This is a genomic window from Rhodococcus sp. T7, assembly GCF_009872365.1.
Classification (GTDB): domain Bacteria; phylum Actinomycetota; class Actinomycetes; order Mycobacteriales; family Mycobacteriaceae; genus Rhodococcus_F.
Genome location: NZ_WXYH01000111.1, coordinates 69,657 through 82,862, shown reverse-complemented (window position 1 = coordinate 82,862; position 13,206 = coordinate 69,657). Strand labels below are relative to the sequence as shown.

Below are 13,206 nucleotides of genomic sequence, written 5' to 3'. Positions count from 1 at the left end.
GTACTTGTTAACCGCGGGACGTTAACAAGTACTCACGGGCGGCTACGCAGAAACGAACTGGCTGTTGTACAGGCGGTAGTACGCGCCGCGGGTGAGGAGCAGGTCCTCGTGGCTGCCCTGCTCGACGATGCGACCGTCCTCCATGACGACGATGAGGTCGGCGTCGCGGATGGTCGACAGCCGGTGTGCGATCACGAAACTCGTGCGGTCGCTGCGCAGGACTGCCGTCGCGTGCTGGACGAGCAGTTCGGTGCGGGTGTCGACGGAACTGGTTGCCTCGTCCAGGATCAGGATCGACGGTTGCGAGATGAACGCTCGGGCGATGGTGATCAACTGCTTCTCGCCGGCGCTGATGTTGCTGCCTTCTTCATCGATGACGGTGTCGTAGCCGTCGGGCAGCGAGTGGACGAACCGGTCGACGTAGCTGATCCGCGCGGCCGCCTGGATCTCTTCCTCGGTGGCGTCGGGGCGCCCGTACGCGATGTTGTCGCGGATGGTGCCGCCGAACAGCCACGCGTCCTGCAGCACCATGCCGATGCGGGACCGCAGGTCGTCACGCGACATTGCGGCGATGTCGACGCCGTCGAGGAGGATGCTGCCGCCGTCGAGTTCGTAGAACCGCAGGATGAGGTTGACGAGGGTGGTCTTGCCTGCACCGGTGGGTCCGACGATGGCGACCATCTGGCCGGGTTCGGCGACCAGCGACAGGTTCTCGATCAGCGGCTTGTCGGGTGAGTAGCCGAACGAGACGTCCGAGAACTCCACCCGGCCCGCGACCTCGGCCGGGTTGGGTGCGTCGGCCGGGTCCGGGTCTTCCTCGTCCTCGTCGAGGATGGCGAACACCCGCTCGGCGGACGCCACACCGGACTGCATGAGGTTGACCATGGCCCCGATCTGGGTGAGGGGCTGGGTGAACTGGCGCGAGTACTGGATGAAGGCCTGCACGTCGCCGAGGCTCATGGTGCCGGACGCCACGCGCATGCCGCCGAGGACGGCGATGGCCACGAAGTTGAGGTTTCCGAGGAACATGATCGCGGGCATGATCAGCCCCGAGATGAACTGGGCCCGATAGCTGGCCTGGTAGAGCGCCTCGTTCTGCTCTTCGAACCGTGCCTCCACCTCACGGCCGCGACCGAACACGGTGACCAGTTCGTGGCCCGTGTACGCCTCCTCCACGTGCGAGTTGAGTTCGCCGGTCGACTTCCACTGCGACACGAAGTGGGTCTTGGACCGTATCGCGATCTGCGCCGTCACCAGGATCGACAGCGGCACCGTCAGCACGGCGATGAGCGCGAGCAGCGGCGAGATGACGATCATCATCACGAGGATGCCGATCACCGTCATCGCCGACACGATCAGCTGGCTCATCGTCTGCTGCAACGACTGCGAGACGTTGTCGATGTCGTTGGTGACCCGGCTGAGCAGGTCGCCGCGGGAATGGGAGTCGAAGTACCGCAGGGGAAGCCGGTGGATCTTCCGTTCGACCTCGGCGCGCAGGTTCTTCACGACACCCTGCACGATGATGTTCAGCAGGAAACCCGACAGCCACATGAACATCGACGACCCCAGGTACAGGGCCAGCACGATCGCCAGCACCCGGCCGAGTGCGCTGAAGTCGATGCCGACCCCGGGCACGACGGCCATCCCGGACACCATGTCGGCGAACGTGTTCTGGCCGTCGGCCCGCAGCGCGGCGACGGCCTGATCCTTCGACATTCCGGCCGGCAACTGCGCGCCGATGATGCCGTCGAAGATCAGGTTCGTACCCTGACCGAGCATGCGCGGCGCGATCGACGTGAGCACCACCGACACGGCGGCGACGAGGAAAACGACGCCGACGGCGATGCGGTGGGGACGCAGCCGCCGCAACAGCCGCTTGGTGGACGGCCACAGATCGTGCGGCTTGGACCCCGGGGCTCCCGGAGCGACCGGTCCCGGAATACGCGGGCCGACGGGCCTTTCGGTGGTGGTGGTTGCGCGATCGCTCATAGTGCTTCCTGGACCGATCGTTGGGATTCGACGATCTCGACGTAACACGGACACGTCTCGAGCAGTTGGTCGTGGGTTCCGATGCCGACGACCGCGCCGTCCTCGAGGACCACGATCTGCTCGGCCTCCACGATCGTCGAGACACGCTGGGCGACGACGATGACGCACGCGTCCGAGGTCTCGGGTTTGAGCGCCGCCCGCAACCGGGCGTCGGTGGTGAGGTCGAGGGCGGAGAACGAGTCGTCGAACAGGTAGATCGACGGACGACGCACCAGCGCCCGCGCGATGGCGAGCCGCTGCCGCTGACCGCCGGAGACGGTCGTGCCGCCCTGCGCGACCGGGGTGTCGAGGCCCTCGGGCATGGCGCGCACGAAATCGGCGGCCTGCGCGATCTCCAGCGCCCGCCACAATTCCTCGTCGGTGGCGTCGGGTTTGCCGTACCGGAGGTTGGTGGCGACGGTGCCCGAGAACAGGTACGGCCGCTGCGGGACGAGTCCGATGCCGGCCCGCAGGACGTCCAGGTCGATGCGGCGCACATCCGTGTCGGACACGGTGACGGCGCCCGATGTGGCATCGATGAGTCGCGGGATCAGTGACAGCAGGGTCGTCTTGCCGGATCCGGTGCCGCCGATGATCGCGGTGGTCTTGCCGGGTTCGGCGCGGAAACTGATGTCGCGCAGGACGGGTTCGTCGGCGCCGGGGAACTTGAACTGGGCGTCGCGCAGTTCCACCACACCGGGGTTCTCCAGCACGGTGACCGGATCGACGGGCGGCACGACCGTGGAATCCGTGGCGAGCACCTCGCCGATGCGTTCGGCGCAGACGGTGGCGCGGGGGGCCATCATCGCGATGAACGAGGCCATCATCACCGACATCAGGATCTGCATGATGTAGCTGAGCAGCGCGGTCAGCGAGCCGACCTGCATGGTGCCGCTGTTGATCTCGTGACCGCCGAACCAGATGACGGCGACGCTGGTGACGTTCGCGATCACCATCACGAGCGGGAACATCACCGCCGTCAGCCTGCCGACACGCAGCGCGGTCTGGGTGAGCTGCTCGTTGGCGTCGCCGAACCGCTTCATCTCGGAGCGCTCGCGGACGAATGCCCGCACCACGCGGATGCCGGTGATCTGCTCACGCAGCACCCGGTTGACCCCGTCGATGCGGGTCTGCATCTCCCGGAACGCGGGCACCATCCGCGAGATCACGAAACCCATCGACAGCGCGAGCACCGGCACCGTGACCGCCAGGATCCAGGCCAGTCCGGCGTCCTCCCGGATCGACATCACGACGCCGCCGACGCACATGATCGGCGCCATCACGAGGATCGTGCAGCTCATCACGACGAGCATCTGCACCTGCTGCACGTCGTTCGTGTTGCGGGTGATCAGCGACGGCGCGCCGAAACGGCCGAACTCGCGGGACGAGAAACTCCCGACCTGATGCATGACGGCACGGCGCACGTCGCGTCCGAAACCCATTGCGGCACGGGCACCGAAGAACACCGAACCGATCGAGCAGATGATCTGCACGACGGTCACGAGCAGCATCATGACGCCCGTGGACAGGATGTACGCCGTGTCGCCCTTGGTGACGCCGTTGTCGATGAGATCGGCGTTCAGGCTGGGAAGATAGAGCGCGGCCGCCGTCGCGACCAGCTGGAACAGGACGACCGCCGTGAGCTCCCGCTTGTACGGGCGGAGGTGCGTGGTGAGCAGGGCATTCAACATGGGCAGCAGCGATCCTGGCGGGTCATCATTATGTCCGAAGGTTACCAACAGAAAGGGCCTGCGGCCTTGTGCGCCTTTCTGGTTGTTCCCACTACCAGAAAGGCGCACGGGCGCGGAGCGCCTAGCGGACGGGCTGCAGCGATTCGTCCGCGTCGTGCAGCGCCTTCTTCAGCTTCTCGCCTTCGATGTCGACGTTGGGCAAGATCTTGTCCAGCCACTTCGGCAGCCACCACGCCTTGTCGCCGAGCAGTGCCATCACCGACGGGATGATCACCATGCGCACGATGAAGGCGTCGAAGAACACGGCGGCCGCGAGGGCGAAGCCGATCGACTTGATGAACGAGTTCGGCTCGGCGATGAAGGCCGCGAACACCGAGATCATGATGACCGCGGCGGCGCTGACCACCCGGGCGCCGTGGTTGAAGCCGACGGTGACGGCCTGCTTCGCGGTCGCGCCGTGCACGTATTCCTCCCGCATCCGGGTCACCAGGAACACCTGGTAGTCCATCGCGAGTCCGAACACGACACCGATCAGGAAGATCGGCATGAAGCTGACGATCGGCTGCGGGTTGGAGATGATGCCGCCCCAGCCTTCCTGGAACACCGCGACGGTGGCACCGAACGTGGCCGCGACGCTGAGGAGGAAGCCGAGGGTGGCGGTCAGCGGCACGAGCACCGAACGGAACACCAGCAGGAGCAGGAGGAAGGCCAGGCCCACGACCACCGCGAGGTACGGGATCAGCGCGTCCTGCAGCGTCTCGGACACGTCGCCTTCGAGCGCGGTCTGCCCGGTGACGCCGTAGTTGACGCCGATCGAGTCGTGCAGATCTGCCTCCGCCCCGCGGATGTTGTTCACCAGATCCATCGTGGCGGGATCGCTGGGAGCACTGCTCGGCGTCACCAGGATCTGCGCGGTGTCGCCGGCCTTGTTCACGCCGACGACCTGCGCGTTGGACACGTCGTCCTGTGCACTGATGCTCTTCACGACCTCACCGAACGCCGCCGACGGCGTGCCGGTGGTGACGTCCTTGGCGTCGACGACGACGAGCAGCGGGCCGTTCTTGCCGGGGCCGAAGCCCTCGCTGACGAGGTCGTAGGCCTGCCGTGAGCTGGTGGCGGGATCGCCGGTGCCCTCGCTGGGCAGGGCCAGGCTCAGGCCGGTCGCGGGGATGGCGAGCGCCCCGAGCACCACGACACCGGCGACGAGCGGGATCGCGGGCCTGCGGACCACGGCGCTGATGAAGCGCAGGGCGAGGCTCGGCTTGCCCTCGTCGTCCTCGAGGTCGCGGCTGCTGAGGAACGGGATCTTGCCTGCGAACGCCTTCTTCCCGAACAGCCCGAGGATCGCGGGCAGCAGTGTCAGTGCGATCGAGACGGCGATGAACACCGTGAACGCGGCGGCGGCACCCATGTCGGCGAGGAACGGGATCCCGACGACGCGCAGCGCGATCAGCGCGATGATGACGGTGAGACCGGCGAACACCACGGCGGAACCGGCGGTGCCGACGGCACGTCCGGCGGCTTCCGAGCGGTCGTCTGTGAGCGTGAGTTCGTGCCGGAACCGGGACACGATGAACAGCGAGTAGTCGATGGCGACGGCGAGGCCGATCATGATGGCCAGCGTGGGCGTCATCGAGCTGAGGTCGGTGAATCCGGTGGCGACGGTGATGCCGAGGCTGCCGATCATGATGCCGATGATCGCGGTGATCAACGGCAGACCCGCGGCGACCAGCGAACCGAACGTCAGCGCGAGCACGACAGCGGCCACGCCGATGCCGACGAGTTCGGTGGCGCCTCCCGGCGGCTCGGCCTCGTTGGCGGCGGAACCACTGATCTCGACGGTCAGGCCGGCGTTGCGGCCTGCGTCGGCGGCGGAGTCGATCTGGTCACGCAGCGCCTGGTCGACGTCGCCCATGCTGCCCTTGAACGGCACCGTGACGTAGCCGACGGTCTTGTTCGCATTGAGCGGTGACAGCGCCTGCGCATTCGCGCCGGCGTCCGCTTCGCTGATGCCCTTGTCGGCCGCGGTCGACTTCGCCATCTCGACGAGCTGCTCGTTCGCGGTGACGGGGTTGACCAGCGCCTTCGCGGCGTCGGCGCCCGAGGCGGTGGCGGGATCGACCTTGGCGGCGTCCTGGACCTGTTCGATGCCGCGCACCTTGGCGAGCACCGCGTCCATCGCCTGCTGACTCTGCTCGCTCTCGAGCGTCTGCCCCTCGGGTGCGGCGAACACGTACCGTGCGCTGACGGCGTTCATGGGATCGGCGCCCGCGGCCTCGGGGAAGCGCTCGGCCATCAGGTCCTGAGCCTGCTGGGCCGGGGTGCCCGGGATGGTGAACGAGTCCTTCGTGGGTCCGGACAGCGTTGCCGCCCCGACGCCCATGAGGACCAGGATCACCAACCAGGCGCTGAGGACCGCGCCTTTTCGCCGGTAGGCGAATCTGCCGATCCGATAGAGGTAGGTGGCCACGAGAGGCTCCTTCTGAGTCGGTGGAACGAAGAGTGGTTCTGGGGGCAGCCGGCTACGGCTGCGGGATTCCCTGACGGAGTTGTCGCATGGCGTCGCGGACCAGTTCTTCGGGCCCGTCGGCGCCCGACTTGCCGCTCATCCACAGGTCGAGGGACGCCTTGCACGCCGATCCGACCGCCATGTGCAGCAGGTTGGGATAGAGGTCGGTGTCGATGTTCGTGCCGGTGCGTTCGGCGATCACCTCACCGATCAGCCGGGTGACGCGCAGGTGCATTTCGAGTTTCTTGGCGAGCAGCGCGGGGCTGGACTCGACGAGTTCCATCATCATCGCGGTGTCCTCGAGGGGTTTCGCGGGATCGGTGACGATCTGGATCACCATGTGCTCGAGGGAATCCCAGATCGGCTCGTCCTCGGGACGAGCGCGGAGCAGGTCCACCCAGCCGTGGACGGACTGCTCGAAGTGCGCGAGGACCGCCTCTTCCTTGCTGGAGAAGTAGTTGTGGAACGTCCGGGTGGAGACCCCCGCCTCGGACGCGATGGCGTCGGCGGTGACGCATTCGATGCCCAGCGCGCGGGCCAGGCGTGCGGCGGCGCCGCTGAGGGCTGCGCGGGTGGCGGCCTTCTTGCGGTCCCGCAGTCCGATTTCCGAAATCACTACTCCGAGGGTACAGAACTTGCAGAACTCTGCAAATTTGCGCGAGAGCGCAACTTTCATGTTCTTGGCCACAGTCCGCACGGCACTGTGTCGGGGGTCACCGCGGCGCTACGGTGGACCCATGTCCGATCCGACGGCACCGCTGTCGTTCCGGGCGGACGAGATCGACCGCGCCGCCCTGGACCAACTCGCGTCCGTTCTCGACGTCCAGGCCGCGCGCCCGGGAATCCGGCGACTGCGCGAGTGGTCGTTCGCCGCGCTGCACATACAGCCGGGCGAGAGCGCCCTGGACATCGGCTCGGGCACCGGATCGGAGACCCGCGCACTCGCGGCCGCGGTCACCGCGTCGGGCCGGGCGATCGGACTCGATCCCAATCCCGGCATGGCCCTCCTCGCCCGGGAGCGGACCGAGGAGGACGGCTCGACCGCGCAGTTCGTGATCGGCGACGCGTATTCGCTGCCGTTCCCCGACAATCGTCTCGACGTCGTGCGCAGCGAGCGGGTCTTCCAGCACCTCAGCGAACCGAACCGCGCGGTGGCGGAAGTGGTCCGCGTGCTGCGGCCCGGTGGGCGCGGCGTGATCGTCGACAGCGACTGGGGCACGGCGATCATGCATCCCGGCGATCCCCTGGTCCTGCAGAAGATCATGAACGTGATGCTGGCGCACACCGCCAACCCGCACTCCGGGCGACTGCTCCCGGGTCAGCTCACCGCCGCCGGTCTCGTCGTCGAGGACGTCGGCTCGGAGGCGTTGATCCAGGATCCGGCGGATGTGACCGGTCCCCTCGTCCAGATGATGACCGCCGCCGCCGTCGCCGAGGGAGCGATCACCGAAACGCAGCGCGACGACCTGTTGGACCAGCTGAATGCCGCCGCCCGCAGCGGCGACTTCCACATGTCGGTGACGATGTTCGCCTATCTCGTTCGCAAGCCCTGAGAAAATTCACCCTTCCGACATTCGGAAACCGAGTGTGGTGGATCACCTCCGGTGCCGCACAGTGGTGGGGACGACGCCGCCGCCTCTTCGAGCCGGGCGTCACGAATCACGCAGCAGCCCAGCATATTCCGGAGGCACTCATGTCCACGATCGCCCGCAACCAGTGGTACGTCGCAGCCTACGGCCGTGAGGTCGGACGCGAACTGTTCTCCCGCACCATCTGCGAGGAGCCGATCCTGTTCTGGCGCACCGAGGCCGGCGAGGCCGTCGCGATGAGCGACCGCTGCGTGCACCGCCGGTACCCGCTGTCCGAGGCGCCGAGCCGGCTCGACGGCGACTCCGTGGTCTGCGGCTATCACGGATTCACCTACGGCAGCGACGGCGGCTGCGTGTTCGTGCCGGGCCAGGCCCGCGTTCCCCGCACCGCCCGGCTGCGCTCGTACCAGGTGGTCGAGCAGGACTCGTTCGTGTGGGTGTGGATCGCCGACCCGGACAACCCCGAGCAGGGCGACCCCACCCGCATCCCCCGCGCACCGTGGATGGACTCCCCCGACTACACCGTCGTGTCCGGAATGGAACCGATCGACTGCAACTACGGCCTGCTCGTCGACAACCTGATGGACCTCTCCCACGAGACGTACCTGCACGGCGGCTACATCGGCACCCCCGAGGTGGCGGAAACCCCGATCACCACCGAGATCGACGAGGACCGGAACGTCATCTACGTGTCGCGGCACATGGACGACGCCGAGTGCCCGCCGTTCTACTCCGAGTCCACCGGCATCGAGGGACGCATCACCCGCTGGCAGGACATCGAGTACACGCCGCCGTGCCTGTACCTGCTGCACAGCCGCATCGCCCCGGTCGGAGCGCCGCTGCCCGGCGACGACGGCTCCGACCCGCACGCGTTCCACAGCGAGATCGTCTACGCGATCACCCCGTCGACCGAGAACTCCACCCTCGACTTCTGGGCCGTGGCCCGCGACTTCGCCGTCGGCGACGACGCCGTGACGACGTTCCTGGCCGAGAACAACCGCACCGTCGTCATGCAGGACGTCGTGGCGCTGAACATCCTGCAGCAGGCACTCGACACGGAGAAGGACGGCTACCAGGAATTGTCGATCAACATCGACGCCGGCGGACTCGGCGCCCGCCGCCTCCTGAAGAAGCTGGCCGGCGCGCCGCAGGCCGTCGCCGCCACGGCGGGCTGAGCCGTGGAACCGACGAGGATGCTCCGCGGCTCCCACGTGATGCGCATCGTGTGGCTGCCGGGCTCGGACCTGCTCGAGGGCGAATGCCACTGCGGCGCCCGCCACGTGGCCGAGGAACCCGCCGCCCTGTGGGAGTGGTTGCTCGCCTGCCCCGACGGCCACCACCCCGCCCCGCCAGCGCCTGCCGCGCCGCTGCCCGCCGCACCGGACTCCGCTCCCGTTCCCGTCTGACCCGGAAGAGACCGCCATGCCCATCCCACCCGAACCCGTGCTCGAACTGGAGCTGACCACCCGGACCCTCGGCGCCGACGGCGTCGTCGTGCTGGAGTTCCGCGACCCGTCCGGCGCCGACCTGCCTGCGTGGACGCCGGGTGCGCACGTCGACCTGGTCCTGACACCGGAACTCACCCGCCAGTACTCGCTGTGCGGCGACCCGGCCGACACCGGCACCTGGCGCGTCGCCGTGCTGCGGGAGGCGCTGGGCCGCGGCGGTTCGCAGTTCGTACACGACAAGCTGAGCGAAGGCGACCGCGTCACGATCCGGGGTCCACGCAACCACTTCGAACTCGAACCGTCACCGCGGTACGTGTTCGTCGCCGGCGGCATCGGGATCACCCCGATCCTCACGATGGCGCACGCCGCGGACAACGCCGGCGCCGACTGGGCCCTCGTCTACGGCGGACGCAGCCGCAGTTCGATGGCATTCGCCGACGTGCTCGCCGAGCGGTTCGGCGACCGGGTGGTGATCCACCCCCAGGACGAGCACGGGTTCATCGACCTGCCGGGGCTGCTCGGCGACGTCCGGGAGGACACCCTCGTCTACTGCTGCGGGCCTGCACCGCTGCTCGACGCCGTCACCGCGCACTGCGACAGCTGGCCGTCCGGCGCGCTGCACCTCGAGCGGTTCGCCGCCAAGGACCTGGAGGCACCGGTCCGGTCCGAGGGGTTCGAGGTGGAGCTGACGCTGAGCGGCAAGACCGTCACCGTGCCGCCCGAGCAGTCGATCCTGCAGGCCGTCACCGCCGCAGGCGTCCAGGTGCTGTCGTCCTGCGAGGAGGGGACGTGCGGAACCTGCGAGACGCCCGTGCTCGGCGGTACTGTCGATCACCGGGATTCCCTGCTCACAGCGGACGAGCAGGCAGCCAACGACACCATGATGATCTGCGTCTCGCGTGCGAGCTGTCCACGCCTGACGCTGGAACTGTGAGACGGAGACCGAGCAATGGCGATCACCGGTTCGGTGACCATTCGCTCGTTGCGGCTCCTCGAACTGTTCACCCCGGCGTCGCCGCGGCTGACCCTCAGCGACCTGTCCCGCAAGTCCGGGTACCCGCTGAGCACCGTGCACCGGCTGACCAGCGACCTCATCGAATGGGGCGCACTCGAGCGTGACAGCAGCGGTCGCTTCACGGTCGGGCTGAAGCTGTGGGAGATCGCATCGCTCGCACCTCGCGGCACGATGCTCCGCGAACTGGCGATGCCGGTGATGGAAGACCTGTCGCAGATCACGCGGGAGAACGTGCAGCTCGGCATCGCGGAGGGCACCGAGGTCGTGTTCGTCGAACGCATCGCCGGCCAGAAGGCGGTGCCCGTCCAGACCCGCGTCGGCGGCAGATTCCCGCTGACGGCGTCCGGCATCGGGCTGGCTCTGCTCGCGTACATGCCCACCGACGTGCAGGAGCACGTGCTGGCCGGGCCGATCGAGAAGTTCACCGAACGGACCGTCACCGACCCCGTCGTGCTGCGGCGGACCCTCGCCGAGATCCGCCGGTCCGAGGTCGCGATCAGTGATCGTCAGGTGACCATGGACGCCGTCTCCGTCGCGGCCCCGATCTTCGAACGTCCGGGAACGGCGGTCGCGGCCGTGTCGCTCGTGGTGTCGGCGGAGGGGGCGTCGCTCAACGCGCTGGTCCCGCTCGTGCGCGCGGCAGGCCGGACGATCAGCCGCGCGCTGCGCCCTCGTCAACCGACGTAGCCGGGCGGGTGCGACGCTCCCAGGCCCCCGGATCGGACGTCAACGTGGTGAGAAAACCCGGCAGCTGCCCGTTCGCCACGTCCGCGAGGCTCACGTTCTCGAGCACGGCGCGCAAGTTCACCCGCACCGCGATCCACACGTCCTGCAGTTTGGCGGCCGGCCCCGCGTAGTCGACGTCCTCCGGGCGTTCACCGCGCACCGACGCCAGCGGACCCTCGACGGTCCGGATCACGTCGGCGATCGTGATGTCCTCGGCGGGACGGGCCAGCCAGTAGCCGCCGTCGGGTCCGCGCCTGCTGTTGACCAGTCCTCCGCGGCGGAGGTCGGCGAGCACGGCCTCGAGGAACTTGTGCGGAATCGTCTGCGACTGTGCCAGGAACTCGGCCTTGGACGGGGACGGCCCGGCCGCGGCGAGTTCGATCAGCGTCCGCACGGCGTAGTCCACCTTTGCGGTGATGTGCACACCGAATTCCTACCATCCGAGTATGAAAACCGGCAACTCACGCTTAGTGATGCGTGTCACTCGGAGGTACATTGAACTGGACGATCGTCTTGTATGGAGGAAGCAGCATGTGGGAGACCGTGACGTCGGCATGGAATTCGGCGCTGCTGACGCCCCTGCACGAGCCGGTGACGCTGGCCATCCCCGCGTTCGTGCTGTTCCTCGTCATCGAATGGTTCGCGGCCCGGCACCTCGAGGACGCCGCCGTCGACCCCGACGGACGGTCCCGCCCGGTGCGCGGCGGCTACGAGCGGCGCGACGCCTGGGCCAGCGTGTCCATGGGCGCCGTGTCCATCCTGACGACGACGTTCTGGAAGCTGCTGGCCCTGATCGGGTACTCCGCGATCTGGGTGTACCTCGCGCCGTGGCACCTGCCCGCGGACGCCTGGTACACGTGGGTGATCCTCATCCTCGGCGTCGACGTGCTGTTCTACACGTACCATCGGATGTCGCACCGCATCCGCCTCATCTGGGCCACCCACCAGGCGCACCATTCGAGCGAGTACTTCAACTTCTCCACCGCGCTCCGCCAGAAGTGGAACAACAGCGCCGAGATCCTGATGTGGATTCCCCTGCCGCTGATCGGCATTCCGCCGTGGATGGTGTTCATCGGATTCTCCGTGAACCTCGTCTACCAGTTCTTCGTCCACACCGAGCGCATCGACAAGCTGCCCCGGCCCGTCGAGTTCGTGTTCAACACACCCTCACACCACCGCGTCCACCACGGTTGCGATCCCGAATACCTCGACCGCAACTACGCAGGCATCCTCATCGTCTGGGACCGGATGTTCGGCACGTTCCAACCCGAAACGCATCGCCCCACCTACGGACTCACGAAACCGGTGGGCACCTATAACATCTGGACACTGCAGACCCACGAATACGCTGCGATCGGCCGGGACTGGCGGCGGGCGTCGTCGTGGCGAGACAAGCTCGGCTACGTGTTCGGCCCGCCCGGCTGGACGCCGTCAGGAGCGCGCGAAGCTGGCCAGGAAGTCGACCGTGCCGTTGCCGTCCACGGTCACGAAACCCAGTGACGGCGGCGTCACACCGAAGTCCGTCCAGGTGACCGGGATGCTGCCCGACGCGATGAGGTCGTCGCCGGAACGCAGCACGTCGACGTCGACGGTCACCGGACGCGACTGACCCTTCAGCGTCAGCGTGCCCTGCGCGGACACCGTTCCCACGGAACCGTCCGCGGGCAGCCCGGACAGATCGACCGGGGAGTCGAGCGTGAACGTGGCCGTCGGGAAGGTCGCGGTGTCCATCACGTTGCCGCGGAACTGGCCGTCGCGGCGGGACTGATCGGTCGCGATCGTCGCCACCTGCACGGTCACCTCGCCTGCGGTGAGTTTCTCGCTCTCGACGGTCGCGTTGCCGGTCACGTCGCCGGTCGACCCGACCACGGTGACGCTGGCGCCGTTGAGGATCTCGTGCACGGTGTACCCGGCCGCCGTCTCGTTGGAGCCCTGCCCGGGTGTGACGGTCCACTGCCCGTCGACCGATCCGGTGGCCGCCTCCGCGCCCTCGGTCGACACCGACGCCGCCGGTGCGTCGTCCTCAGCGATGAATTGGCCGTAGAACCACGGTCCCACCAGCACCGCGAGTACGACAACGACTACTGCGCCGACCAACCACCACAGCCTTTTCATGAGCTCAGGCTAGTTGCAGCTTCAAGGGGTGTCACCCGGAACGACCTGCGAAAGTGTTGTGACCGAGCGTCACGGGACCGGCACA

12 protein-coding genes are annotated in these 13,206 nt (G+C 67.7%); 6 read left to right on the top strand and 6 right to left on the bottom strand.

Going from position 1 to position 13,206, the window contains the following annotated elements; all coding sequences use genetic code 11:
* Window positions 1-42 precede the first annotated feature (42 nt).
* The 4 genes from MLGJGCBP_RS13840 to MLGJGCBP_RS13825 form a co-directional block, all read right to left on the bottom strand.
* On the bottom strand, window positions 43-1,989 hold the full coding sequence (locus MLGJGCBP_RS13840; RefSeq protein ID WP_160096246.1) for an ABC transporter ATP-binding protein: 1,947 nt from the start codon (window positions 1,987-1,989) through the stop codon (window positions 43-45).
* Window positions 1,986-3,719, bottom strand: a complete 1,734-nt coding sequence (locus tag MLGJGCBP_RS13835; RefSeq protein ID WP_160096244.1) for an ABC transporter ATP-binding protein — start codon at window positions 3,717-3,719, stop codon at window positions 1,986-1,988. The genes MLGJGCBP_RS13840 and MLGJGCBP_RS13835 overlap by 4 nt, the downstream gene beginning before the upstream one ends.
* Window positions 3,720-3,840: 121 nt before the next feature.
* Window positions 3,841-6,189, bottom strand: coding sequence for an MMPL family transporter (locus tag MLGJGCBP_RS13830; protein ID WP_160096242.1), 2,349 nt, complete (start codon window positions 6,187-6,189; stop codon window positions 3,841-3,843).
* A gap of 52 nt (window positions 6,190-6,241) precedes the next feature.
* Complete coding sequence (locus tag MLGJGCBP_RS13825; RefSeq protein WP_087561595.1) at window positions 6,242-6,844, bottom strand: TetR/AcrR family transcriptional regulator; 603 nt, start codon at window positions 6,842-6,844, stop codon at window positions 6,242-6,244.
* A 121-nt stretch (window positions 6,845-6,965) separates the two neighbouring features.
* Between MLGJGCBP_RS13825 and MLGJGCBP_RS13820 the strand changes: the two genes are divergently transcribed.
* The 5 genes from MLGJGCBP_RS13820 to MLGJGCBP_RS13800 all read left to right on the top strand — a co-directional run bounded on the left by MLGJGCBP_RS13820 (window position 6,966) and on the right by MLGJGCBP_RS13800 (window position 10,967).
* Window positions 6,966-7,781, top strand: a complete 816-nt coding sequence (locus tag MLGJGCBP_RS13820) for a class I SAM-dependent methyltransferase (protein WP_160096241.1) — start codon at window positions 6,966-6,968, stop codon at window positions 7,779-7,781.
* Between the two features lie 140 nt (window positions 7,782-7,921).
* Window positions 7,922-8,992, top strand: coding sequence for an aromatic ring-hydroxylating dioxygenase subunit alpha (locus MLGJGCBP_RS13815; RefSeq protein WP_160096239.1), 1,071 nt, complete (start codon window positions 7,922-7,924; stop codon window positions 8,990-8,992).
* An 18-nt stretch (window positions 8,993-9,010) separates the two neighbouring features.
* A complete protein-coding gene (locus tag MLGJGCBP_RS13810; RefSeq protein WP_160096237.1) occupies window positions 9,011-9,223 on the top strand; it encodes a hypothetical protein in 213 nt (70 codons plus the stop codon).
* 16 nt (window positions 9,224-9,239) lie between these two features.
* Window positions 9,240-10,199 carry a PDR/VanB family oxidoreductase gene (locus MLGJGCBP_RS13805; RefSeq protein WP_160096235.1) on the top strand — a complete coding sequence of 320 codons (960 nt, stop codon included), beginning with the start codon at window positions 9,240-9,242 and terminating at the stop codon, window positions 10,197-10,199.
* Window positions 10,200-10,214: 15 nt separating this feature from the next.
* Entirely contained in the window at window positions 10,215-10,967 is a 753-nt protein-coding gene (locus MLGJGCBP_RS13800) for an IclR family transcriptional regulator (protein ID WP_160096233.1), read from the top strand.
* Here the strand turns inward: MLGJGCBP_RS13800 and MLGJGCBP_RS13795 are convergent.
* Window positions 10,933-11,430 (bottom strand): RrF2 family transcriptional regulator, encoded by a 498-nt coding sequence (locus MLGJGCBP_RS13795; RefSeq protein WP_160096231.1) that lies wholly within the window; start codon window positions 11,428-11,430, stop codon window positions 10,933-10,935. The genes MLGJGCBP_RS13800 and MLGJGCBP_RS13795 overlap by 35 nt on opposite strands.
* A gap of 107 nt (window positions 11,431-11,537) precedes the next feature.
* On the opposite strand from MLGJGCBP_RS13795, the gene MLGJGCBP_RS13790 reads away from it, so the two are divergent.
* Window positions 11,538-12,506 (top strand): sterol desaturase family protein, encoded by a 969-nt coding sequence (locus MLGJGCBP_RS13790; protein ID WP_160096229.1) that lies wholly within the window; start codon window positions 11,538-11,540, stop codon window positions 12,504-12,506.
* Here the strand turns inward: MLGJGCBP_RS13790 and MLGJGCBP_RS13785 are convergent.
* A complete protein-coding gene (locus tag MLGJGCBP_RS13785) occupies window positions 12,438-13,121 on the bottom strand; it encodes a YceI family protein (protein ID WP_160096227.1) in 684 nt (227 codons plus the stop codon). The genes MLGJGCBP_RS13790 and MLGJGCBP_RS13785 overlap by 69 nt on opposite strands.
* Window positions 13,122-13,206: the final 85 nt, after the last annotated feature.